This is a genomic window from Telluribacter roseus (assembly GCF_017355915.2).
Classification (GTDB): Bacteria; Bacteroidota; Bacteroidia; order Cytophagales; family Spirosomataceae; genus Telluribacter.
In genome coordinates this window covers 25,262-49,443 of record NZ_JAFEUV020000003.1, presented here as the reverse complement: position 1 = coordinate 49,443, position 24,182 = coordinate 25,262, and the positions used below count along the sequence as shown (strand labels likewise).

The 24,182-nt window shown below is 50.4% G+C and carries 19 protein-coding genes and 1 tRNA gene; 13 read left to right on the top strand and 7 right to left on the bottom strand.

The window, feature by feature from the left end; genetic code table 11:
• Positions 1–47: 47 nt before the first annotated feature.
• From JTN23_RS06395 to JTN23_RS06370, 6 genes are all read left to right on the top strand, one after another.
• Positions 48–911, top strand: coding sequence for a M28 family peptidase (locus tag JTN23_RS06395; protein WP_247233199.1), 864 nt, complete (start codon positions 48–50; stop codon positions 909–911).
• Positions 912–1,101: 190 nt separating this feature from the next.
• On the top strand, positions 1,102–2,109 hold the full coding sequence (locus JTN23_RS06390; RefSeq protein ID WP_247233198.1) for an alpha-E domain-containing protein: 1,008 nt from the start codon (positions 1,102–1,104) through the stop codon (positions 2,107–2,109).
• Positions 2,110–2,203: 94 nt separating this feature from the next.
• The gene (locus tag JTN23_RS06385; RefSeq protein WP_247233196.1) at positions 2,204–2,947 is read left to right on the top strand and encodes a proteasome-type protease; all 744 of its coding nucleotides are present in this window, start codon (positions 2,204–2,206) and stop codon (positions 2,945–2,947) included.
• Positions 2,937–3,776: a transglutaminase family protein gene (locus JTN23_RS06380; protein WP_247233194.1), complete on the top strand. Its 840-nt coding sequence runs from the start codon at positions 2,937–2,939 to the stop codon at positions 3,774–3,776. Before JTN23_RS06385 ends, JTN23_RS06380 begins: the two co-directional genes overlap by 11 nt.
• Before the next feature lie 111 nt (positions 3,777–3,887).
• Positions 3,888–5,288, top strand: a complete 1,401-nt coding sequence (glmM, locus tag JTN23_RS06375; protein WP_247233192.1) for a phosphoglucosamine mutase — start codon at positions 3,888–3,890, stop codon at positions 5,286–5,288.
• Positions 5,289–5,502: 214 nt separating this feature from the next.
• Positions 5,503–6,648 (top strand): cysteine desulfurase family protein, encoded by a 1,146-nt coding sequence (locus JTN23_RS06370; protein WP_247233190.1) that lies wholly within the window; start codon positions 5,503–5,505, stop codon positions 6,646–6,648.
• 39 nt (positions 6,649–6,687) lie between these two features.
• Here JTN23_RS06370 and JTN23_RS06365 read toward each other — a convergent pair whose 3' ends face one another.
• The 3 genes from JTN23_RS06365 to JTN23_RS06355 all read right to left on the bottom strand — a co-directional run bounded on the left by JTN23_RS06365 (position 6,688) and on the right by JTN23_RS06355 (position 9,222).
• On the bottom strand, positions 6,688–7,281 hold the full coding sequence (locus tag JTN23_RS06365) for an NAD(P)H-dependent oxidoreductase (RefSeq protein WP_247233189.1): 594 nt from the start codon (positions 7,279–7,281) through the stop codon (positions 6,688–6,690).
• A 33-nt stretch (positions 7,282–7,314) separates the two neighbouring features.
• Positions 7,315–8,379, bottom strand: a complete 1,065-nt coding sequence (gene hemH, locus JTN23_RS06360; RefSeq protein WP_247233188.1) for a ferrochelatase — start codon at positions 8,377–8,379, stop codon at positions 7,315–7,317.
• A gap of 72 nt (positions 8,380–8,451) precedes the next feature.
• On the bottom strand, positions 8,452–9,222 hold the full coding sequence (locus tag JTN23_RS06355; protein WP_247233187.1) for a DUF6503 family protein: 771 nt from the start codon (positions 9,220–9,222) through the stop codon (positions 8,452–8,454).
• Positions 9,223–9,404: 182 nt separating this feature from the next.
• Between JTN23_RS06355 and JTN23_RS06350 the strand changes: the two genes are divergently transcribed.
• On the top strand, positions 9,405–10,235 hold the full coding sequence (locus JTN23_RS06350) for a universal stress protein (RefSeq protein ID WP_247233186.1): 831 nt from the start codon (positions 9,405–9,407) through the stop codon (positions 10,233–10,235).
• Positions 10,236–10,407: 172 nt separating this feature from the next.
• Here the strand turns inward: JTN23_RS06350 and JTN23_RS06345 are convergent, their stop codons facing one another.
• The 3 genes from JTN23_RS06345 to treS form a co-directional block, all read right to left on the bottom strand.
• The gene (locus tag JTN23_RS06345) at positions 10,408–11,571 is read right to left on the bottom strand and encodes an esterase-like activity of phytase family protein (protein ID WP_247233185.1); all 1,164 of its coding nucleotides are present in this window, start codon (positions 11,569–11,571) and stop codon (positions 10,408–10,410) included.
• Between the two features lie 352 nt (positions 11,572–11,923).
• Positions 11,924–13,009 carry a complex I subunit 1/NuoH family protein gene (locus JTN23_RS06340; RefSeq protein ID WP_247233184.1) on the bottom strand — a complete coding sequence of 362 codons (1,086 nt, stop codon included), beginning with the start codon at positions 13,007–13,009 and terminating at the stop codon, positions 11,924–11,926.
• Between the two features lie 116 nt (positions 13,010–13,125).
• Positions 13,126–16,476: a maltose alpha-D-glucosyltransferase gene (gene treS / locus JTN23_RS06335; RefSeq protein WP_247233183.1), complete on the bottom strand. Its 3,351-nt coding sequence runs from the start codon at positions 16,474–16,476 to the stop codon at positions 13,126–13,128.
• Between the two features lie 322 nt (positions 16,477–16,798).
• Here treS and JTN23_RS06330 point away from each other — a divergent pair, with 322 nt between their 5' ends.
• Positions 16,799–17,908, top strand: coding sequence for a hypothetical protein (locus JTN23_RS06330; RefSeq protein WP_247233181.1), 1,110 nt, complete (start codon positions 16,799–16,801; stop codon positions 17,906–17,908).
• Positions 17,909–17,977: 69 nt separating this feature from the next.
• Here JTN23_RS06330 and asnS read toward each other — a convergent pair whose 3' ends face one another.
• The gene (gene asnS / locus JTN23_RS06325; protein WP_247233180.1) at positions 17,978–19,429 is read right to left on the bottom strand and encodes an asparagine--tRNA ligase; all 1,452 of its coding nucleotides are present in this window, start codon (positions 19,427–19,429) and stop codon (positions 17,978–17,980) included.
• Between the two features lie 337 nt (positions 19,430–19,766).
• On the opposite strand from asnS, the gene rpoN reads away from it, so the two are divergent.
• The 5 genes from rpoN (at position 19,767) to JTN23_RS06300 (ending at position 24,175) form a co-directional block, all read left to right on the top strand.
• Positions 19,767–21,227, top strand: coding sequence for an RNA polymerase factor sigma-54 (rpoN, locus tag JTN23_RS06320; RefSeq protein WP_247233179.1), 1,461 nt, complete (start codon positions 19,767–19,769; stop codon positions 21,225–21,227).
• 149 nt (positions 21,228–21,376) lie between these two features.
• Entirely contained in the window at positions 21,377–21,964 is a 588-nt protein-coding gene (locus JTN23_RS06315; RefSeq protein WP_247233178.1) for a hypothetical protein, read from the top strand.
• Between the two features lie 49 nt (positions 21,965–22,013).
• The gene (locus JTN23_RS06310; RefSeq protein ID WP_247233177.1) at positions 22,014–22,793 is read left to right on the top strand and encodes an enoyl-CoA hydratase/isomerase family protein; all 780 of its coding nucleotides are present in this window, start codon (positions 22,014–22,016) and stop codon (positions 22,791–22,793) included.
• A gap of 92 nt (positions 22,794–22,885) precedes the next feature.
• Positions 22,886–22,959 (top strand) — tRNA-Arg (locus JTN23_RS06305).
• A 136-nt stretch (positions 22,960–23,095) separates the two neighbouring features.
• Positions 23,096–24,175 carry a HindVP family restriction endonuclease gene (locus tag JTN23_RS06300; protein ID WP_247233176.1) on the top strand — a complete coding sequence of 360 codons (1,080 nt, stop codon included), beginning with the start codon at positions 23,096–23,098 and terminating at the stop codon, positions 24,173–24,175.
• Positions 24,176–24,182 lie beyond the last annotated feature (7 nt).

Here is a 24,182-nt window from a genome sequence, read left to right as displayed (position 1 = left end):
TAGAAGGGACTATCACAGAATGATTACCTGACTAAGAGGGTCCAGATATGGGAGCACACACCGAAAGATTATATAAAGATGTCGAATACCTAACATCCATTACACCATCCAGAAATTATCAGAACCTAGAATCCCTGGAACGGGTAGTACAGTATATAGAAAGTGAATTCGGCAAGGCCGGTGCCCCTACCAGCCTACAAACCTGGCGGGCGGCCGGTAATGAGTACAAGAATATCATCGCTACCTATAACCCCGGCCACACCAGAAGGCTGATCGTAGGAGCGCATTACGACGTATGCGGTGACCAGCCCGGCGCGGATGATAACGCCAGCGCCGTGGCCGGCCTGCTGGAGACGGCACGGCTGGTGTTTGAACAGCAGCCCCAACTCGACTACCAGATCGACTTCGTGGCCTACTGCCTCGAGGAGCCTCCCTTCTTTAGCACCGAACTGATGGGGAGCTACATTCATGCCAAATCGTTGCACGATCAAAACGTGCAGGTACTTGGTATGATCTGCTACGAAATGATCGGGTACTTCTCGGATGCGCCCAACTCACAGGGCTTTCCTTCACCTGAGCTGGCTAAGATTTACCCCCATACCGCCAATTTCATCATTGTGGTAGGTATTCAGCCCTACTCTGACTTTACCAGCAAGGTACATAGTCTGATGGCAAAGGGCTCAGCCATTGATGTGCAGGTGATACACTTTCCGTCGGGCGACGGCCTGGCCGGACTCTCCGATCAGCGTAGCTACTGGCGGTTTGGCTATCCGGCCCTTATGATCAACGATACCTCTTTTATCCGAAACCCTAACTACCACAAAAGGTCAGATACCATTGATACGCTGGACTTCGGGAAGATGACAGAAGTAGTCAGCAGTGCCTATCGTGCCGTAGTAGGTATTACTTAAAATGAGGATCCAAGTTACTTAGCAGCAATGATTTTGAAAGGATCAAGGTCTTTGTTATACTTTTTCCTGATCATCTGCGCTTTACTTGCATATACCAGTCCTTTTTTGGTAATTCCTCAGATCACCTATGGTGTAATCTGACCAGCAGGACAACACTAGAATAAGTTATAGACTAATCACCAACTATAAGATGCTGAGCCGCGTTGCTAATTCAATTTACTGGATGAACCGTTACATGGAGCGGATCGAGAACTACGCCCGCTTTGTGGGGGTAAACTTTAATCTGGCTCTGGATCTGCCCCCCAATGTGGATGAGCAGTGGGAGCCTCTTCTGATTGCTACAGCCGACAACTACCTGTTTCATCAATACTACGAGAAGGCCACCCGGGAGGATGTCATTCAGTTTATGACCTTCGACAAGCGCAACCCTAACTCCATCGTCAGTTGCCTGTCCGAGGCCCGCGAAAACGCCCGTACTATCCGCGAGACTATCTCGAAGGAAATGTGGGAAACGATCAACACGTTTTACCTGTGGCTGCGCGATGTTTCTCCGGACGACCTCCGGAACATGGACCACATGCAAGGCTTCTTTAACGAGGTCAAAAGGCGTTGCCAGCTTTTTCATGGCATAGTAGACTCTACCATTACCCGCAACGAAGCCTGGCACTTCGGCCGCATGGGGCGCCACCTCGAACGGGCCGACAAAAGCTCCCGCTTTCTGGATGTAAAGTACTTTACCCTGCTGCAGGATACCAATACCGTAGGCTCTACACTGGACCTGATGATGTGGACGGCGGTGCTCAAATCGGTGAGTGCGTACAATATGTACCGTCAAACCCACCTTGCCCTGACTCCGATGAACATTGTGGCGTTTCTGATCCTGGACAAGCTATTCCCCCGCTCCATTGCGTACTGCATGCGTCAGGCCGAGCTATCGCTCTATTGTATTGCCGGCTCTACCCCCGAAAGAGGCTATACCAATCCGGCCGAAAAAGCGTTGAGTAAGCTGCGCAGCGAAATTGAATATACCGAGATAGAGGATATTTTCCGTACGGGCCTTCACCAGTACCTCGATCAGTTCCAGACCCGCAACAACGAGATCGACAACGCCATTTTTGACGTGTACTTTGGTCTGAAACCAGTGCAGTCACAAAGCCAAACCTTCAACGGACAATTCCAGAGTCAGCGGATGGAATGACAAGACTTTTTTTCATAATTTAGCGGTTAGAAGAATGTAGAGAAACCTATACTCCGCATCCTTTGCATCCATATTTTTTAAAGTATTTGTACTCATGACCTATTGCCTCGGCATAAAAGTAGCCTCAGGTCTCGTGGCCCTTGCTGATACCCGACTCACTTCCGGGTCGGAAGTATCCAGCAACAAAAAGGTATCTGTCCATCAGCTCGAAAATCACTCCTTATTCATCATGACTTCGGGGCTACGCTCGGTGCGCGATAAGGCGATCACCTACTTCAAAGAGGTGCTCGAAGAGCAGGACGATACTTTTAACAAGCTATACAAGGCAGTCAATGCCTTTGGAGCACAGGTAAGGCGCGTAGCCGAAGAAGACAAGACCGCCCTGCACGAAGCGGGTCTTTCGTTTAACCTGTTTGCCATTGTAGGCGGCCAGCTCGAGGACGACGAGGAGCATAAGCTCTTTCTGCTGTACCCCGAGGGCAACTGGATTGAAGTAGGGCCGGGGTCTCCTTTCTTTATCATTGGTAACTCCGGCTACGGTAAGCCGCTGCTCTACCGCAGTCTGCGCTACGAAACCTCTATGCAGGATGCCCTCAAGATGGGGGTACTGTCCTTCGACTCTACCCGGGTTAGTTCCAATGATGTCGACTACCCCGTGGATGTAGTGATGTACGAGAAAGACTCTTTCCATATCATTGAGCACCGCTTCGAGAAGGATGATCTGGATCATATAGCCAATCAGTGGAGCGCTTTGTTAAAGAATGCGGTACAGAAGCTTCCGGTAGAATGGATGACACCGATTAGTGCTAAAATGACGGAACAGCATCATGAATCTTAAAGTAAGACACTCCCTGGTTTATGAATATGATAAACCCATCGGACTGAACCCGCATACGCTGTACCTTTATCCACGCTCGTACCCGCACCAGCAACTTATCGAGTATACGCTGAACGTTCAGCCGGAGCCCTCTAAGGTAGTCCGGAATGTGGATGCGGAGGACAATGTTCAGCAGATCGTGTACTTCGCGGCGCCTACCAGTCGTCTGGTGGTAGAGGCTACTATGGTACTTAGCTCCGATGAGTTCAATGTCTTCGACTTTGTACTGTTTCCGTTTGGTACCCGTAACATGCCCTTTCAGTACCCGGAGCGCCTCTACAAGTACCTGATCCCGTACCTGAGCCGCAACGAGATTACACCCTACATTGAGCAGTTTGCCCGCCAGATAGCCGCTACCGCCAAATGGGAGACGGTACCGTTTCTGGTAGAGCTCAGCCGGTACATCTACGAAAACTTCGCCTATCAGCTGCGGGTAGAAGGTGATGCCTTTCCACCCGACAACACCCTCCGCGACCGCTACGGATCGTGCCGTGACTACTCCAGATTATTCATTGCTGCCTGCCGTAGCTTGGGTATTGCCGCCCGCTTTGTGAGTGGCTACCTGTATGGCAACCCGCAGCAGGAGCACGAACTTCACGCCTGGGTAGAAGTGTACCTGCCCGGAGCCGGCTGGCGTGGATTTGACCCTACCGAAGGCAAGGCCATCGCCAATAATCATATCAGTCTGGGCGCATCCGCTGACTTTGATCAGCTGGCCCCCGTTATGGGTACCTTTCATGGCGAGGCTACCTCTACCCTCACTACGGAAGTAGATATAGATCCGGCCTGACGGCTCCTCCTGTACCACTCAGTAAGAGCCTCACCGATTTCATATATTAATCCTGTTACGGCATAGGAAATTCGCTACTTTTGTACCCGAACTAATAAGTACAATTGAGCTGTGACGCTGATAAAATCTATTTCCGGGATTAGGGGAATTGTTGGTGGCAAAACCGGTGAAGCCCTTACCCCTGTTGATGTCGTAAAATTTGCAGCCGCCTACGGTACCTGGCTGCGTCGAACCAACACCTCCAATAACCTGGTAGTGATCGGGCGCGATGCCCGCCTTTCGGGTGGTATGGTAAGTCGTCTGGTAGCGGGTGCCCTCCAGGGGGTTGGACTTAACGTCATGGACCTGGGCCTTTCTACTACTCCTACCGTCGAGCTGGCCGTACCTGCTGAAGAGGCTGCCGGCGGCATTATCCTCACGGCCAGCCATAATCCCATTCAGTGGAATGCGCTGAAATTACTCAATGCCTCCGGTGAGTTTATATCGGGCGAAGAGGGTAGTGAAATACTGCGCATAGCCGAAGAGGAAGACTTCGACTTTGTGGAAGTCCGAAAACTGGGTACTTACCAGCAGGACGAAACCTACCTGGCCAAACACATCAACCACATCCTGTCGCTGTCGCTGGTGGATAGAGCTGCCATTGAGGCTGCCAACTTCCGGATAGTCGTCGATGCCGTCAACTCCACGGGTGGTATAGCTGTACCTATGCTGCTCGAAGCACTGGGAGTCAGGATGGAAAATATCCTTAAAGTAAACTGTGACCCGACCGGCCACTTTGCGCATAACCCGGAGCCACTCCCAGAGCACCTGCGTGAGATCCGTAACGAACTAAAAAATGGCTCTTACAACCTGGGTATAGTAGTAGACCCTGACGTAGACCGCCTGGCCCTGATCTGCGAGGATGGTACTCCGTTTGGTGAGGAGTATACCCTGGTAGCCGTAGCCGACTACGTACTGAAGCACCAGCCGGGCAATACCGTGTCGAACTTGTCATCGACTGCTGCCCTGCGCGACGTAACCGTCAAAGCCGGCGGAAGCTACTTCGCCTCAGCGGTAGGCGAGGTCAACGTCGTGAACATGATGAAAGAGCACAACGCCATCATCGGCGGCGAAGGTAACGGTGGCGTTATCTATCCCGAATCACACTACGGCCGTGACGCGCTGGTGGGCATAGCCTTATTCCTGAGCCACCTGGCTAAGTTTGGCAAGTCAGCTTCTGTCCTGCGCAAAAGCTACCCGAACTACTACATCTCCAAGAACAAGATCGAGCTTACACCTGATATAGACGTAGATACTATACTGGATCGTATTCAGACCCGCTACTCCAAGCAACCTATCAATACTATAGATGGTGTCCGGATAGAGTTTGATAAAGAGTGGGTACACCTGCGTAAGTCCAACACGGAGCCGATCATCCGGATCTACTCCGAGTCGGAAACCCGCACTACCGCTGATAACCTGGCGAATAAAATCATATCAGATATCAGAGAAGTAATCTCGGATCGCAAGTAGTCGCTAGTCCTCATACTATCATTTTTGACAAGGTACTCCTTTTATGTAAGGAGTACCTTGTTGTTTTTGTGCCTCCCCTACTACCAGGTAGATAGGTAACTTTACAATCGGCCATACTACACCTGAATCCTCTACCTCCCCCGCCTAACCATCCCTTGTTTTAGCAATCGTCAGCGAAGCGCCGTATCTTTGTGTACAGATTGTTGATTCGACCATGAAAGTATACTTTGATAACGCCGCTACTACCCGCCTCGATCCGGAGGTGCTGGAAGTGATGCTCCCGCTGATGACGGAGCAGTTTGGCAATCCATCATCCATACACTCGCACGGACGGGTAGTTCGCTCAGCCATCGAGCGATCCCGCAAAATGGTAGCCGAGCTGCTTAATGCCGCCCCTGCCGAGATATTCTTTACTTCGGGGGGTACCGAAGCTGACAATACCGCCATCCGCTCTAGCATCGATACCTTTGGCCTGCAGCACGCCATCACCTCCCCCCTCGAACACCACGCGGTACTGCACACCCTCGAGCACCTGGAAAAGCAGGGCAAGATCAAGCTGAGCCTGGTGCAGGTAGATGCGCAGGGCCGGATAGATCTGGCACACCTGGAAGAGCTGCTACAGACCAACCCCCGCTCGCTGGTGTCGCTCATGCACGGCAACAACGAGATCGGTAATCTGCTGGATCTTGACGCGGTGGGGCAACTTTGTGAACAGTACAAAGCCATCTTCCACAGTGATACCGTGCAGACTATAGGGCACTATGTACATGACCTGCAGAAGCTAAAGACAGACTTTATAGTAGGCTCCGCGCACAAGTTTCACGGTCCCAAGGGGGTGGGTTTCCTGTACATCCGCCCCGGCTCCAAGATACATCCATTTGTACACGGGGGAGCGCAGGAGCGTAATATGCGCGGAGGTACCGAGAACGTCTACGGAATAGTAGGCCTGGCTAAAGCCCTCGAAATAGCCTACCGCGACATGGACAGCCACCGTAGACACATAGAAGGGCTAAAGCAACGGGTGATGGAGCAACTTCTGCAAAAGATTGAAGGCATTACCTTCAACGGCCTTTCGGCTGATCTGGATCAGAGTCTGTATACGGTATTAAGTGTAAGCCTGCCGTCGTCGGATATGAGCGATATGCTGCTGTTCAACCTGGATATTGCCGGTATATCGGTGTCGGGCGGTAGCGCCTGCGCCAGCGGTACCAACGTAGGCTCGCATGTACTCACGGCTCTTAATGTAGATCCCGATCGTGGTAACGTCCGATTTTCGTTTGGCAAGTACAACACCGTAGAAGAAGTAGACTACGCCGTAGAAAAGCTGGCCGAGCTGTATAAGAAGGAATCGGTACTTTAATAAAACAGAAGAGGCGGTGCTAACACCGCCTCTCTTGTTTTATGCTAAGCAAGGTTCTCCGTGCCATTTCCAGGCGACCTTCAGCGTATAATCGACAAAGTCTTTTACACCTTTCTCATATACCGGGTTACCGGTTGAGCGGCCGTCCTGATCCAGGTTGATCCCTGTATCGTGCGATTCAAAAATCTTAGGTGATACAATTGAGTACTGATTCAGGAAGCTGATGAGTTTGTTGGTCAGGGTAATCATATCCAGACATGGAGTACGTCCTCCCCGACCGGCCGAAACACCCACCATCGCAAATACCTTCCCATCGAACAGATGGGCAAAGTCCTTGCTGCCAAGCTGGTGCATGGTATTCACTAGCTCACCGCTCAGTGTCCAGTTGTACTCGGGCAGCGTAAATATAATGAGGTCGGCCTCATTCCAGGTAGTATACAGCTCCTTCTGGAACGGCGTGAGGTTAGCCTTATTCAGGCTAGCGCGTCCCAACATAGGTATATCTACCTCTTCAAAACTAAACACTTCTACTTCCTTCGCTCCCTGCTCAGCCAACACGTCTTTGATGTAGTTGGCTACTTTCAACGAGTTGCTATTCTTCCTCGGCGAAGTGGATATTACTGCTACTTTCACAATTAGTTAGGTATATTATTAAATAAAAAAATACTAAGCTCTTTTGACCATGTCTACTAATGCTTCGACCCAGATCTCGCTATCGTTAAGGCTTTCTACCAGTTGCCAGTGCTCCCCTCCTTCTTCTTCAAACATCTCCTTGTACTCCTCCCCTACCTCAATGGTAGTCTCCAGACAGTCAGCGACGAATGCGGGCGAGAAAGCCAGTACGCTCTTCATTCCTTTCTTAGGCAATTCCCGTACCAGGTCCTCAGTATAGGGCTGTATCCAAGGATCTTTGCCCAGGCGTGATTGGAAGCAGGTAGTATATTTTCCTTCGGGTATGCCCAGCTCTTTCACCAGCAGACGGGTAGTTTCAAAGCACTGAGCCCGGTAGCAATGCTGGTTCATGGGCGTCAGGGTATCACAACAACTTCCGATCTTGCAGTACTGCTTGGTCACATCACCCTTGTAGATCTGGCGCTCCGGTACCCCGTGGTAGCTGAATACATAGTGGTCGTACTGATGCTCGGCTATGTACTTCTTACCGAGCTGCACAAAGCCCTCAATAAACTTGGGATGATCCAGGAAGCTATTGACAAACCGCAGCTCGGGCATTACCTGCCAGCCTTTCAGTACCCGCATCACCTCCTCGTACACCGAGCCGGTCGTAGCCGACGCATACTGCGGGAAGAAAGGAATCACCACGATCCTCGAAAGTCCCTGCCGCTGCATCTCACTGAGTACCGACTCGATACCAGGGCTCTGGTAGCGCATAGCCAGCTTTACAACATACTCATCGCCCAGCGCTTTCTGCAGCATTTCTTCGACGGCAAAGCCATAGACTTTCAGCGGCGAGCCCTCCGGCGTCCATACTTCCTGGTATACTTTGGCTGACTTGGGGGCACGAAACGGAGCAATAATGAGGTTGACGAGCATCCAGCGCTGGAAGAAGGGGATGTCGATCACCCGGCCGTCCATCAGGAACTCGCGCAGGTACTTCCGTACATCCGGCACATTAGGACTATCGGGAGTACCTAAGTTTACGATGAGTACGCCCGTCCTGCCGATGGCCTTGTTAGTGGTTGATGAAGGGGCCGATAAAGTTTGGGGTGTCATAAAAAAGCTATTCTTAACTGCTATACATACACTCACTACAAAGTGTACAAATCAAATGTTTTGGTACCTCAGCTACTGTAGCTTCGGCTTGTCAAATAACTGAAACACGCTGGGCGGCAACTTATCATATACCTGTATATCTGTAATCTGCCGCTGCCCCCGGTCGCCCGAAAGCATGACCTTTCCATACTTCTTATAACTCTTCCAGGGTAGTACAAAGTTCGGTTTTTCGTTGTCAGCCTTCGAAAAATATGCCCATTGATTGACCAGATGCGTCTCCGGACTGATCCAGACGTGGTACTTATTCTGAGGTGTATCGCCTACCTCTTCAAAGGTGAGCTGTATTTTTTCGGCCTTTTCGCCAGCTTCGGTCTGCTCTTCTCCTATGTACTTAAGGGTCACGCCCGAATCCTTGAGCTTGTAAGGCATTACCAGCCAGTACGAGTCGTTGATCCAGGAGCTCTTGGCCTGCTTGACGTACTTAGCAATAGAGTCGGCGTGGGTCAGTTCCTGACCATTTCTGAAGACACGCCCCTTATCGGTATTGATATTCAGGAGTACCGTCTGGTCATTCTTCAGGTTCTCTACCCGTACATCGCCTGTCCACTTATCCCAGAACAACCGGCGGTTCCCGAAGAAATTCCAGGTCAGGTAACGCGTCTTGTCCCAGTTTTTACGCCCCCCCATGGCTTCCATCACCTGGTCGGCCAGAGCCACAGCCCTGGGATCAGAGCCGGACATATTAAATCCATCAGCGGCGGGATTGGCTGACTTTTGAGCAATGCCCGCACTGCTCACTAGGGCAATAAGCAGCAGGGGAAGGTACAGGCTACGAAGCTTCATAAAATCTGGGGCGTTTTGAGTAAATAGATGAGTCTCTGGCAGAAACAACTGTTCTGGATCTGATTTGTCTGTAAACATAATGTAAATACCTGATAACTGTCATGTTTGGATCCTGCCTCAGGTCAGGGATGCAGGGATTTTTTTCTATGAATTTTACATCGTAAAAAACAGACACAGGATTCATGAAAAAGATACTAGTTGCTACCGACTTCTCCGACAACGCCGATGTAGCTCTTACCCTGGCCAAACGGATAGCCTTGCTGAATGGAGCCACTATATACCTGACACACGTGTTCCGTCCGATGCTCCTGGACAGCAACCTGCCCTCAGACCAGACGCTAAGCCTGATGGACGAGTCAGAGAAGCGGGCCTTCGATCAGTTGGTCAGGCTACGGAGAGAGGTAGAAACAGATGGTCTCAAGGTAGAAATAGACTTCCGCTATGGTGTGGCTACCGACGGTATCATGGAGGCCATTCAACAGATCAAGCCTGACCTGGTAGTACTGGGACGTACTGGCCAGGGACGGGTACTGGACAAACTGCTAGGAAGTGTCGCCAGCCGCATTGCCATCAAATCCCTCTGCCCGGTACTGGTAGTTCCGGGTACGCTGGATGCCCCCCGGATAGAAACCATCGTGTATGCTACGCAGCTTGAGTACATTGAGAACGAAGCGCTACGCTTTGTATTTGAACTGGCCCGACACTGCAAGGCCACGGTGACCCTACTCAAGATCAACTCACCCGACCAGTTGAATATCTACAATGATGAGTACTTTATTGAGAATATAAAGAAGCTATTCCCTAATGAGACTTTCATGCTGAAGCAGGTGGAGGCTCACTCGGTGCGGGAAGGGCTGAACGAATACGTAAGTAAAGAAAAAGCCGACTTGCTGGTACTGGCTAACCAGAAACGCGATTGGCTGTCTAATATACTAAATCCGAGCTTGTCCAAGGCGATGGTACTCGATAGCCAGACTCCGCTGCTGGTGTGCCACCTGGATGAAGACGCATAATCAGTACGTGCAGGCTTAGCGGCCTGCTAACGTGAATGGGTTGTTTTTTGACACCCGGGCCGGCTTCCGGCCCGGGTGTTTTGTACAATGGGCTTGTTCTTTTACCCATCCGGCACCTCCGTCGGATCGTTGGTGAAAAACACCTGCGATGGTACGAAACCACCGGGTTGGTTTAGAACTTGACCAGGTACAGGCGATTTCCATCGACCACTGTACCATTGGTAGGCGAAAGTGTCTTTTGTCTGAGTTTTTTTACAGGGTCGCTCCAGATAGCAAAGTCGTCGTCATTGATTATCCCAAGTGTATTGCTATTAATCAGCCACACTCCTTCCAGCTTATCGTGCGGATAGTTGCCTAACGCCTGCATCAGATCTACTACCCGGGTTTTCTGGACGGGTACAATGCCCGCCGTAGCCAGCTGATCCCAGGTGTTGGCTTCCAGAGTTTTGCCATTTACCAGCATCCCATCCATTGAATTAAAATCGCCGGTAACATCAGTGGCCTTGGAAATATCGATTTTGTAGATGTGCTTCATCACACTGCCATCGGCACTGAAATTACCGTCACGCTCAACGACCAGAAACTCGGTGGCGCTTAGGGCCGTAATTTCCGAGTTGGAATTGTTGTCAATCTCCTGCCGGTACAAATATTGCTTGGTAGTTCCTGTCGCAATGTCAAAGGTCACAATACGGGTAAGGGTGCGATTAATGGCTGCGGCATTAGTAGGATTATACAAGCGCGATTGCATAATCCCGACCAGCGTTTTTTCATCGGGTGTTACCGCGAGTCCTTCCATACCACGGTTTGCCCAGCGTCGTTCCAGCACCGCCGGCAGTTTACGGCCACCGGTGTTTATATTAACCGGACTGAGCCGCTCTATTTGGGTTCCGTCGGCTTTCAGATGCACGATGTGCGGACCGTACTCGTCCGACACCCAAAAAGTACCATCTTTCATGGCAACCAGGCCTTCCGAGTCCAGGCCGTACTCGTCCGGAGCAAGAACTTGGTCCTTCAGGTCATAAGCAATCTCACCGGTAGCTCCTTTTCCGGCCGGATTAGGCCGACCGCTAATAGGCTGACCCGACGGATTCTTGACTAGGATTTCGCCAATTTTCTCGATTTTCCCATCCGCAGTCATTCTGAAATGACCTATCCGGGGAGTATAGTCAGGAACAGGAAAGTACTTACCGCCGGTGGCGTCGGTGTTGGGACCACGGTCGGTCATGGCATAAAATTCGCCCGGATTATGAGGGTGCGCGGTAGCGGCAGAGCCAAACCCTCCATTGCGGATTTCCACCCCCAGTTCATTGCCAAGTACCGTGAAGGGAAGAGCCACACCCTGATTACTTATGGTAGGCGGATTGAAAGGAATGTCAAGGCTGTGATCCTGACAAGAAAAGCTGGCAACGACCAAACCGGCTAACCCTAAGGCGGAAATTAGTTTTTTTGTGTACATAGTGCAGGCTAAATTAATCTATCCTGCAAAGAATGAATATGTCACGGACAGTACCTACTAGTACCTTATTACCAATTTGTTAACTTACTGTTGCTGGAGTTGTCCATAACGGCCTTGCCCTCTACAGCAAAATGAAGCCTAAGTAAACCCTCTGACATATCGCTGGTGAAAAACCCCAACGATGGCGTCAAAAGTTAAAGACTTTAATAAGTATGAATTAATAAATTGCTCCTTACACCCCCAGCAGGCGCCACACGCCGGAGAAGAAAAACAGGACCAGCCCTACGGGCGTTAGTACCTTCCACCCCAGGTACATGAGCTGGTCTACGCGCAGGCGGGGCAGCGTCCAGCGTACCCACATCTGTACCAGCACGGCCAGCACCGCCTTAGACAAGAGCCAGAAAGCGCCCGACAGGTACCCAAAGATAGTACCCGGCTCACCGCTGGTCCAGTCGGCGAGGCGTACGGGACCAATGTTCGGGAAAGGAGTGTTCCAGCCACCGAGGAACAGGATAGCTCCCAGCAGCGAAACGAGCAGCATCATCCCATACTCCGACAGCATCAGCAGCGCCCAGCGCATACCCGAGTACTCAGTATGAAATCCGGCTACAATCTCCGATTCTCCTTCGGGCAGGTCAAAGGGGGCACGGTTACACTCGGCCAGTGAAGCGATAAAGAATACGACGTAGGCTATAAGCAGAAACGGATTGCGGAAGATGTTCCAGGTCAGGAAGCCCCCTACCTGGGTCACGTCCAGCCCCAGCCCTTTCAGACCAAAGAGGTAGTTGGTATCGGGCGAATAGATTCCCTGCTGATAGCTGATCACCTGGAGGTCCAGCGTCTGGGAGATCATGACCACGCACAGCACCGAAAGCCCCAGCGGTACCTCGTAAGATATAATCTGGGACACGGCCCGCATGGCTCCGAAGAGGGAGTACTTGTTGTTAGAGCCCCAGCCGGCCATCAGCAGACCGATAACATCAATGGATACGATAGTCAGCAGATAAAATACTCCCACGGCAGCACCTGACCCGGACAGATCGGGGGCTAGTGGCAATACGGCGTAACCGGCAAAAATAGCTGTAAAAATGACGATGGGAGCCAGCAGGAACAGCCAACGGTCGGCGGCTTTGGGAACGATATCTTCCTTCTGGAGAAGTTTGAGCAGATCAGCAAACAGCTGCAGCAGTCCCCACTTTCCTACTTCCATGGGCCCCAAACGATCCTGAATGAAAGCGGATACCTTACGCTCAAGGTACACCCCTACGACTACAAAGCCGGGTACCATGAGCAGGAAAATAACTAATGTAAGGGGCATTGTCAGGTAACTGGTTAGCATATATACTACACAGGGGCAGGCTGTGGACCTGCCCCTGCAGTAGTTGTACTCAATTACCTGCAAAGGTATGCAAAAATAGTAACACCTGTAATGGATCAGGCACCGGCTACGGCTTCACCTTTCGGCACCGTCACCTGACTCAGGATGGTCTTGATAATGCGGAGCGGAACCATAGCCCAGTCAGGACGGTAGCGTAGCTCCCGATTCAGATCATAAATGGCCTTCTCAAGCATATAAGTCTGAATCATCATGTTCAAATCCTCTTTTTCCTTAGGAATAAACTGACTGCCTTCCACCGTCTGCAGATAAGACTCCATGAAGAAACCAGACACATAGTGTACCCATAGCTCAGCATAGGGTGTCAGCTTAGGTATGTCCTCATCCCGGATCTGATCATTGAGCAGCAGCGCCGAATAAGCAGCATAGTAGAACGAGTGAATCATACCTGTAACGTCGCGCAGGGGCGAACGCTTAAGTCTGCGCTCACTGTAACTGCGGCTAGGGTCGCCTCCGAAGTCAAATACCGCCATATCTTTTCCGGTAAACTGCACCTGGCCGAGGTGATAGTTACCATGTATACGGATCTTAACGACATCCAGTTTCTTGGCGTAGATCCTCTTCAGCAGCTTTAAGATATCCTCTTTATTTTTGAGTACTTCCTGTGCTTCCTGCTTCACATCATCCGGGAGCATCTTGAGTGTACGCGAATGATTCTGGAAGGCTTCGCGAACGAGTGACTGCATCGACGAATACAACGAGCGCTGGTAGTGCAGGGAGAAGTCTTCCGGAGCGAAATCTTTCTTACTACTATCCGAAGCCAGAGCCAGGTGCATCTCGCCGGTGCGTACCCCCAGCAGACGGGTACCTTCTGTAATAGGCCCGCCTAGTAGCTCTTTGAGCTCCTCGGGTACATCATCAAAAGGAATCGGATCGACAAGCGTTCCTCCTAATTCAAACTGAGGCAACTTATCCTGATCCAGCGCCAGAATCCGTTCGTAGTAGTTATAGAGTCTCTCCTGCATGTAGCTCCAGCCGTCGCCGTGGCTCTCGACCATCTTCTGCATCATAGCCAGCTCAATAAAATCCTTATCTATCTTCCAGTCGATAGTACCTACGTAGGCAGGAATATTGGCAAGATTAGCATGCTCGCACAGGAATCGTGTGATTTCGACGTCGGGGTTAAGGGCCCGATCCACCCGACGGTATACTTTCAGTACATAGTTATTACCGTAGGCAATGTAAGCGTCCTGCTCGGTGGATTGCAGTTTGGGCTTTATTTCCTCCTGTCCCTGTATCTGCTCGGACAGATTAGAACTTCCGTGTACTACCAACTCACCGCTATCCATCGATAGCTGATTACCGGCTACCATTAGGTTAAATAGCTCCTGCTGCAGTTCGGTGGTAAATAGGGCATCACACAGCAGTCCTTCCTCCTCACCTATCTGTACCTCAGCCAGGATCGCATGCGGACAGCTATCGCTCATGCGCTTGGCCGCATCTCCCGTCACCATGGTAACGGCTATCTGATAGGTCTCGGGCAAGCCACTCTCGTAATGTACTTCTAAGAGCAGTAGCTGCATGGTATTTTCTCCGAATGGCAGAGGCGTATGCTTCACTACCTCTACATTCAGCATGGTGCGCTCTTTGCCATTGAACCAGCTCACCATTGACAGGTAATTGGGCAGTACTTTACTCTCCAGCTGCTTCAGGCCACTTTTCAGGAACAGTCCCTCCCAGCGGTTTACATTCAGCCTTGGTAGCGGAGCGGCCTCATCTACTTCGGGGTGTACCCTCTCCAGTACAAACCACTGGTAGCCATACGACCCTAGTGTAAAGAAGTAAGGGCTATCTTCCTTGATGGCTGGGAAGCGGTTCTTGCTGAATACTTCCACCGGCTGGAAACCCTTGTATTCGCTCAGATCCAGTTCGGCAGGCTGCGAATACCGCGAGAGATTCACCATTACCAGCACGGTCTCCTCCTCATAGGTACGTACAAAAGCCAATACCTTCGGATTATCCACATTGATAAACTTCATGTCACCGCGGCCGAACGCCTTGTAGCGCTTACGCATGTTGATCATGCGCTTCATGAACCAGAGCAGCGACGATGGGTTGCGGCGCTGGGTCTCTACGTTGACCGACTCGTAGTGGTACTCCGGATCAAGAATAGTAGGCAGATATAATTTCTGTGGATTCGCATTGGAAAATCCAGCATTACGATCAGGCGTCCATTGCATAGGCGTACGTACGCCATCCCGGTCGCCCAGGTAGTAATTATCCCCCATGCCGATCTCGTCGCCATAGTAGATCACCGGCGTACCGTTGAGCGAGAACAGCAGACAGTTCATCAGCTCGATCTTGCGGCGGTTGTTCTCCATCAGCGGAGCCAGGCGATGCCGGATCCCGAGGTTGATCTTGGCCTTGGGGTCCTTGGCGTATACCTTATACATGTAGTCACGCTCCTCGTCCGTTACCATTTCCAGGGTCAGCTCATCGTGGTTGCGGAGGAACATCGCCCACTGGCAGGTTTCGGGAATATCGGGTGTCTGGTCAAATATATCGGTGATGGGGTACCGGTCCTCCATCTGCAGCGCCATAAACATCCGCGGCATCACCGGGAAGTGGTAGTTCATGTGGCACTCGTCACCATCTCCAAAGTATGATGCTGAGTCCTCGGGCCACATATTAGCCTCGGCCAGGAACACGGTACCCGGATATTTTTCATCTATGTGTGCCCGCAGCTTTTTCAGGAACGCGTGTGTTTCGGGCAGGTTTTCACCGTTGGTACCTTCTCGCTCATACAGGTAAGGTACGGCATCCAGACGGAAGCCATCCACGCCCATTTCGCACCAGTAGTCTATAATTTTGAACACCTCCTCCTGTACCAGCGGACTATCGTAGTTAAGGTCGGGCTGGTGGTGAAAAAAACGGTGCCAGTAGTACTGCTGCGCCACAGCATCCCACGTCCAGTTGGAGACTTCATAGTCCTGGAAAATAATACGGACATCCTTATACTGGGTAGGATCATCTGACCATACGTAGTAGTCCCGCTCGGGTGAGCCCTTGGGAGCTTTGCGCGCCCGCTGAAACCACGGGTGCGAGTCAGAGGTGTGGTTGATCACCAGCTCTGTAATAACCTTCAGGTTACGGTTATGGGCCTCGTCCAGAAAGGCCTTAAATTGTTTTATATCTCCGTATGACGGATTAATACTGTAATAGTCGGCTATATCATAACCATCGTCGCGGAGTGGAGAAGGATAGAAGGGAAGTACCCATATGGCCGTAACGCCCAGATCTTCCAGGTAGTCCAGCTTTTCCATAATACCCTGGAAGTCGCCTATACCGTCTCCGTTGCCGTCTCTGAATGCCTTGATGTGCAGCTCGTATATAATGGCGTCCTTATACCAGTGGAGGTTATCGTCTAATACGGTTTTACTTTTTGCCATAGTTTCTCTTAATTTTTCAAATTATACCTACATAATTAACGTGCCACCCACCTCAGCGAGAGTGCCGGCTGCACTGGAGTAGATCATGTTTTAAGTACTGTATGCCCTATAATTGCGGTATCCGTACCAACCGCATGGGGTAAGGCATTCTGAAAGATTACGTATATAGACAGAGGATTAAATAGCGTTAGCAGTAGCAGTGAAGAGATGTAATGTAGCTACCGTACCTATTTTACTATCATAACTATATCTAAGTAGTCATGTTTGCAAATAAGCTTTCATTAAGTAGGAATTATTACAGAAACCTTTCACTCTTAGGCATATGCGAAGCAGGATCAGTACATGGATAGTAGCTGGTATCATAGGTATACTCACCAGCTACACGGGCTACTCCCAGAGCCGTCCCCAGACGATTGTGGAAATAAGGGGGGAACAATTCTACATCAATGGGAAGCCTACCTACGCAGGCCGCTACTGGAACGGACACAAAATCGAAGGCCTGCTGATGAATTCAAGAATGGTACAGGGGATCTTTGATGATCTGAACCCGGAGACCCGGAAGTTGTTTGGCTACCCCGATACCCGCACCTGGGACCCCGACCGTAATACCAATGAGTTTGTGAAGGCCATGGATGAATGGTACCGGCACGGCCTGCTGGGCTTTACGCTCAACCTGCAGGGCGGCAGCCCTACCGGCTACGGCAACAAGGGCTGGCTCAACTCGGCTTTTGATGCCAAAGGTAACCTGCGCCCCGACTACATGACCCGCCTGGACCGCATCCTGAAGAGAGCCGACGAGCTGGGAATGGTAGTGATGCTGGGCCTCTTCTACTTCGGGCAGGATGAGTACCTGGAAGACGAAAGGGCGGTCATCAACGCCGTCGACAACGCTACGGGCTGGCTGTTCCGCAAAGGCTACCGCAACGTCCTGATCGAGATCAACAACGAGTGCAACATCCGGTACGACCACGCTATCCTGCAACCCGAGCGGGTACATGAGCTTATAGAGTGGGTAAAGCAGAAAGAGGAAAACGGCTACCGCCTGCTGGTCAGTACCAGCTACGGAGGGGGTGCCATACCCAAACCTAATGTAGTAGGTACCTCCGACTATATACTTCTGCACGGCAACGGCGTGGAGGACCCGGCCCGGATCACGAAGATGGTGGAGCAAACCCGGCAGGTAGAAAGTTACCGCAACCAGCCTATCGTCTTCAACGAGGACGACCATTTCGCGTTTGACCAGCCGGACAATAACTTTATCAATGCCACCAGGGCCTACGCCTCCTGGGGGTACTTCGACTACCGCAAAGAGGGGGAGGGCTTCCACGAAGGCTACCAGAGCATGCCCGCTGACTGGGGCATCAATTCTGACCGGAAGCGGGGCTTCTTCAATAAGGTAAAGGAGATAACGGGCGGATTTGAGAGGGAGTAGCTGAAGCAAAACAAAAAGAGCCGTACAGCTTACTGGCTATACGGCTCTTTCCAAATATATAAATGACTATCAGAACTCGGCGCTCTTGGGATAGCGGGGGAACGGGATCACATCGCGGATATTACCCATACCCGACACGAACAGCACCAGACGCTCAAAGCCCAATCCGAAACCGGAGTGAGGAGCCGAACCGAACTTACGGGTTTCGAGGTACCACCACACGTTCTCAGGCTCAATACCTACTTCGTGTACACGCTGGAGGAGCTTCTCGTAGTTATCCTCCCGCTGGCTACCACCGATGATCTCACCGATACCGGGGAATAGTACGTCCATAGCCCGAACGGTTGGCCCGGGGGCCGCCGACGACTCCTCATCCTGCTTCATGTAGAAGGCTTTGATCTCGCGGGGGTAGTTGGTCAGGATCACGGGCTTCTTGAAGTGCTTCTCTACCAGGTAACGCTCATGCTCGCTCTGCAGGTCTATGCCCCACTCTACCGGGTACTGGAACTTCTTCTCCTTATGCGCCTTTGACTTCAGCAGGATATCAATGGCCTCTGTATACGTCAGCCGCTCAAACGGATTATCTACCACGAAGCGCAGCTTTTCCAGCAGCGGCATGGAACGCTCGTTCTGCGGCTTGTTCTTTTCCTCTTCGGCCTGACGTTTTTCCAGGAAGGCCAGATCATCGGCACAGTGCTCAAGGGCGTAGCCAATCACGTACTTCACAAAGTCTTCGGCCAGATTCATATTGTCTTCCAGCTCAAAGAACGCCATTTCCGGCTCGATCATCCAAAACTCAGCCAGGTGGCGGGTAGTATTGGAGTTTTCGGCCCGGAAGGTAGGTCCGAACGTATATATTTTAGAAAGGGCTAGTGCTCCCAGCTCACCTTCCAGCTGACCAGATACCGTCAGGTTGGTCTCACGTCCAAAGAAGTCTTCTTTGAAGTCGATCTTGCCCGCCTCATCCTTAGGAGGATTGTACATATCTAAGGTAGTTACCCGGAACATCTCCCCGGCTCCTTCGGCATCGGACGCCGTGATAATAGGCGTATGCAGGTAAAAGAACCCGTTATCGTTGTAGTACTTATGTACTGCGTAGGCCAGTGTATGACGCAGGCGCAGGACAGCACTAAAGGTATTGGTGCGTGGACGCAGGTGAGCTATCTCGCGCAGAAACTCCAGCGAGTGCTTCTTGGGCTGCAGGGGATATACTTCCGGATCGGCCGTGCCGTATACGTGTACCTCTTCTATCTTTACCTCAACCGACTGCCCCGAACCCATCGACTCCACCAGTTGACCGGTTACTTTAAGGCAGGCTCCCGTAGTGATCAGGCGCAGTGTTTCTTCGGCTATTTGTCCCGGTTCGGCAACCGCCTGAATAGTATGAATCGTAGAGCCATCATTAAGGGCAATAAATATGGCATTCTTACTTTCACGCTTGGTACGTACCCACCCTTTTACTACGACCGACTCACCTACGGGAGCTTCTTGGATTAACTGCTTGATCTGTACTGGACCCATTGATATGTACTTCTTAAATGTTGTGACTTAGCAAAATAAGGCTGCAAATTTATAAATAGCAATAGCGAAAACCTACGTATCATATAGTAATAATACGTGCTTGTCTATGTTTCCCAGCATCTTACCCTTACAGACCCTTCAAAGTATTTTGCGGGCTAATGGGCTAATAATCAACTAGGTCAGAAATGGTTACAAAAAATTTTTAACTAATTTCTCAAATTGCACTAATTTGGTACAACAATTGATACCCCTGAAAACGAATCATGATTGTTTGGTGTTCAAGGTTCGTGTGAAGTGATTTGAGTAAAAAACCGCGTATGAAAACCTCTACTAATACATGCAAAAACTGAGTTTAAACCAAACATTACTGCAGAAGCTGTCTCCGCAGCAAATTCAGTTTATTAAGTTATTGCAAATACCCACTGCCGAACTTGATGCTCGTATTAAGGAAGAGTTAGAAATGAATCCTGCTCTGGAGGAAGGAGCAGAGGAGATTCAGAAGAGTGAATATGAGTCAGACATGGAAGATGACGCTGATTACGATGAGCGCCATGCGTCCAATGATGATATTGATATTGAAAGCTATCTTAATCAGGATGAACTCAGTGGCTATAAAATGTATGGCGACGGCTCCTTCGGCAATGACGACGAAGACCGGGAGTATCCGGTAGCGACCCGCCTTACACTTGTTGACAGCCTGTATCAACAGTTTGGCTTTCTGAACCTTACCGACCAGCAGCGCTATCTGGGTCTGCACCTATTGGGTAGCCTGGAAGGCGATGGATACCTGCGCCGCCCGCTCAAGGCCATCGCCAGCGACCTGGTGTTTACACAAGGTATCTATACCAGCGAGCAGGAGCTGGAAAGTGTACTAAAGAAAGTTCAGAGCCTAGAGCCCGCCGGTATCGGAGCCCGCGACCTGCAGGAGTGCCTCCTGCTTCAGCTCCGCCGCAAAGACCAGCGCGACCTGATCGTACAGCTAGCTCTGCAAATCATTGAGCACTATTTCGAAGAGTTCTCCAAGAAGCACTACGAGAAGATCCAGAAGCGGCTCAATATGAGCCAGGAGGAAGCCCGCCAGGTACTTAACATGATCATCCGGCTGAATCCCAAGCCAGGATCCGTCGAAGGCGACGACAACGGAGCGCAGTACCTGACACCGGATTTTATACTCAGCAGCCACAACGGCAAACTGGTAGTCTCCCTCAACTCACGTAACGCGCCTGAGCTGCGGGTCAACCGTACCTTTGCCGAAATGCTGGATACCTACCACAAGAGCGACAAGACCAACCGCCACATCCGCGAGACGGTTACGTTTGTAAAGCAGAAACTCGACTCGGCCAAGTGGTTTATAGATGCCATCAAGCAGCGCCAGGCTACTCTGATGCGTACCATGAACGCCATCCTGAAGTACCAGTATGATTTCTTTGAAGATGGCGACGAGACAAAGCTCAAACCCATGATCCTGAAAGATATTGCCAACATCATCGAAATGGACGTATCGACGGTATCGCGGGTAGCCAGCAGCAAGTCCATCCAGACGGAGTTCGGACTTTATCCGCTTAAGTACTTTTTCTCCGAAGGAATCTCTACCGAGTCAGGTGAGGATGTAAGTAGCCGCGAGGTGAAAAACATACTGCGCGAGCTGATAGAGAGCGAACCCAAACGGAAGCCTTTCTCCGACGATAAGCTGGAAAAGCTGCTTAACGAAAGGGGCTACAACATTGCCCGCCGTACCGTTGCCAAATACCGTGAACAGCTAAATATACCGGTAGCCCGCCTGCGTAAGCAGATATAGAGGTTCCATCAGGCGTTTTCGGTGCTAGTCAGCTTGTTCGTGTATCTTTTAACACTAATTTTGTTGTTTGTTACATGAACCAAGCTGTTACGAATACGTTGAATACGCGAATCGCGCTTTTTCTATCGATAGTACTGCATCCACTATTGATGCCCACTTACCTGTTTGGGTTACTTTTCCTGTTTGTTCCCGAGGTGCTGGGTATCAACACACTGAGCCTGTCTGCGCAGGGAAGCTTACTGCTCCTGCTGTTTATGAATACCTTTCTGGCCCCGGCTCTGGTCATTTTCTACTTTTATAAACTGGGCTACATCAGGAGCCTGCACCTCGACACCCTGCCCGATCGGCGTCTGCCCTATATTACTACTGTCATTATCTATACCTTCGCTACCTACCTGTTTGGCTGGCAGTTTGAGCCCATCAGCGATCTGGCTCCCAGTATAGCGGTAGTGCTGGGCAGTATTACGTTTTCTATGGCAGTAGTAGCCCTGATCAGCCTGCGCTGGAAGATCAGCGCCCATGCTACCGGTATGGGTGGCTGCCTGGGAGCGATCGCCTGCCTCTTCCTGCGCTACGGCGACTCCACATTGTTTTATCCGCTTATTATGGGTATCTTGATCACCGGCTGGCTCATGAGCGCCCGCCTTCACCTCAATGCCCACACCCCCGCCCAGGTAGGTGCCGGTCTGGCGCTGGGTATCGTGGTGAGCTCAGTATCCATATTTGTATTTTTCTAGGCGGATGGCGGAGCTGCTACCGCTGTATAACCACTAGTCCCTGTTTTACATGTATCAGCACCTGCTCTATGAAGTAATAGAGGGCGTAGCCCGTATTACCCTCAATCGCCCCGAAGTCTATAACGCTCTCAGTCCTGATCTGATTCTGGAAATTACCTCCGCCGTGCAGGCCGCCGCCGCTGACAGTAGTGTCAGGGTAGTACTGCTTACCGCCACCGGCGATAGGGCCTTCTGCTCGGGTGCTGACCTTAAGATAGGCATCGGGGAAGCCGCCAGCTTTGGCGAAGCCCTACGCACCCGCTACAACCCCATGATCATGGCATTGCGTACTATTCCCAAGCCCGTAGTATGCCGCCTCAATGGCCTCGCTGCCGGGGCTGGTTGTTCACTGGCCCTGGACTGCGATATGGTCATTGCTTCTGAGGAGGCCTATCTGTCACTGCTCTTTGTAGGTATAGGCCTTATGCCCGACGCTGGCGCTACGTACATGCTCCCGCGCCTGGTGGGTATGGCCCGCGCTTTTGAGCTGGCTTCTACCGGTAGACGAATCTATGCGCCGGAGGCCGCTCAGATAGGGCTTATCGCCCGTGCCGTACCGGCTGCGCAGCTAGACGAGGCCGTACAGGAGGTAATCACCTACTACCGCTCCGCCCCTACCCAGGCCATTGGTGCTATGAAGCAGGCTTTCTACCGCTCATTCCAGTCTGACCTACCCGCCATGCTCGAACTGGAGGCCCAATTACAGAACCAGCTTGGCCAAACGCAGGACGCGCTTGAAGGTATCCAGGCTTTTTTACAAAAACGAGCCCCTGACTATCAGGGTATATGAGCTGGCGATCTAATTTTTTACAAGTTTTTTTGCCATAGTACTTGCGTCGTATCGACCAATGCCCTACTTTTGCAATCCAATACAACGACAACGGTTTCGTAGCTCAATTGGATAGAGCATCTGACTACGGATCAGAAGGTTTGGGGTTCGAATCCCTACGAGACCACTTATTACCTGCAAAAGCCGCTTTACAGCCTGTAAAGCGGCTTTTTTGTCGTTACAGTTTTGTATACAACAAAAATCATCTTATGCATAAGTTATAAAATAGTATATTAACACCTCCTTAACCATCTTAAACAAAAATGCCATCACTATCACACACACCTGGTCTATTCGGCTTAAGGTACTCCAATAGAGATTTTACAAATAAAGATAATTGGGGAAAAAATCAGTTCAACTCGTCATTCCCTGCCGCATTAGCTGCATTTCTTGAAAGTTCTGGCCATAAGAACGTTTATTTAAAACTTAATGATAGGCATAGAGTATACCACGATTTAATAAGTACAACAGACCTCTATGGCGTAAATCCACTTTCGGATGAGATATTTTATTCCTTTGAGAGCCCTTTCACTCCTTTCCAACAATTAGTTATAGGTCACTTTCCAAGAGTAGATTTAGTAACAATGAGCAGAACCAGTGGACAATGTTTCAGAGGAATTGAGGTAAAGCTAACCGCGTTACCTGATAATACAACTTGCAGTTTGAATGAAGATCAATTCGGGTGCGAACTTGTTATTAGACCTGATACAATAGTATATCTAGCATGTAGCATAGCGGCTCATTTTAAAAATGACTTGGTCAATCTCAGAACTTTGATCGGAGATGGTTTTGATGCAATAGAAGATTGGCAAGAGGGAATTAATATTCTTGCATCAGTTTCAAAGATGGCTGCGGCAATAGATAGAATTGCAACCACAATATTAGACCGTCAAGAGCCTTTAGTTATGCAGCCAATTTGGAAGACGGAGGGAAAAAGCCCTAGGCTCTGTGAGAATTGCCTTGATGTTTTCGTTTGGAGCAACTTAGCTTTTGCGCAACTATTCTTAGATGTTGCTCGTAAAGAGATACATACGCAAAGGACTATAACACGACAAGTAAGAACCGCTGTATGGCTTTTTAAGATGTTATATGATTTCAGTATTACAGGGCAAATTGATCATAGAAAAGTTATCGATGGATTATCGTATGATACAAAGAATGACAAGGCCTTTGCTGTCAGTGGCCAGATTACCCATACCTACATGAAAGGTGATGTATTAACTAGACCACGTATTACAAAGAATCAGATCAAAGATATTATTTTAGGGGGCGGGCAGAACTTGTTAAGCCCTGAAAGACGCTTTGATGCAATCATTTTTAATTCCCCTGAACTATTCGCATAACATAAGA

What these genes read in the sequence shown, in the direction of transcription:
- JTN23_RS06300 (WP_247233176.1), top strand. Translation starts at nt 23,096, where the DNA reads ATGCCATCACTATCACACACACCTGGTCTATTCGGCTTAAGGTACTCC.
- asnS (WP_247233180.1), bottom strand. Translation starts at nt 19,429, where the DNA reads ATGGGTCCAGTACAGATCAAGCAGTTAATCCAAGAAGCTCCCGTAGGT.
- JTN23_RS06380 (WP_247233194.1), top strand. Translation starts at nt 2,937, where the DNA reads ATGAATCTTAAAGTAAGACACTCCCTGGTTTATGAATATGATAAACCC.
- JTN23_RS06315 (WP_247233178.1), top strand. Translation starts at nt 21,377, where the DNA reads ATGCCCACTTACCTGTTTGGGTTACTTTTCCTGTTTGTTCCCGAGGTG.
- rpoN (WP_247233179.1), top strand. Translation starts at nt 19,767, where the DNA reads ATGCAAAAACTGAGTTTAAACCAAACATTACTGCAGAAGCTGTCTCCG.
- JTN23_RS06310 (WP_247233177.1), top strand. Translation starts at nt 22,014, where the DNA reads ATGTATCAGCACCTGCTCTATGAAGTAATAGAGGGCGTAGCCCGTATT.
- JTN23_RS06330 (WP_247233181.1), top strand. Translation starts at nt 16,799, where the DNA reads ATGCGAAGCAGGATCAGTACATGGATAGTAGCTGGTATCATAGGTATA.
- hemH (WP_247233188.1), bottom strand. Translation starts at nt 8,379, where the DNA reads ATGACACCCCAAACTTTATCGGCCCCTTCATCAACCACTAACAAGGCC.
- JTN23_RS06355 (WP_247233187.1), bottom strand. Translation starts at nt 9,222, where the DNA reads ATGAAGCTTCGTAGCCTGTACCTTCCCCTGCTGCTTATTGCCCTAGTG.
- treS (WP_247233183.1), bottom strand. Translation starts at nt 16,476, where the DNA reads ATGGCAAAAAGTAAAACCGTATTAGACGATAACCTCCACTGGTATAAG.
- JTN23_RS06390 (WP_247233198.1), top strand. Translation starts at nt 1,102, where the DNA reads ATGCTGAGCCGCGTTGCTAATTCAATTTACTGGATGAACCGTTACATG.
- JTN23_RS06385 (WP_247233196.1), top strand. Translation starts at nt 2,204, where the DNA reads ATGACCTATTGCCTCGGCATAAAAGTAGCCTCAGGTCTCGTGGCCCTT.
- JTN23_RS06350 (WP_247233186.1), top strand. Translation starts at nt 9,405, where the DNA reads ATGAAAAAGATACTAGTTGCTACCGACTTCTCCGACAACGCCGATGTA.
- JTN23_RS06395 (WP_247233199.1), top strand. Translation starts at nt 48, where the DNA reads ATGGGAGCACACACCGAAAGATTATATAAAGATGTCGAATACCTAACA.
- JTN23_RS06340 (WP_247233184.1), bottom strand. Translation starts at nt 13,009, where the DNA reads ATGCCCCTTACATTAGTTATTTTCCTGCTCATGGTACCCGGCTTTGTA.
- JTN23_RS06370 (WP_247233190.1), top strand. Translation starts at nt 5,503, where the DNA reads ATGAAAGTATACTTTGATAACGCCGCTACTACCCGCCTCGATCCGGAG.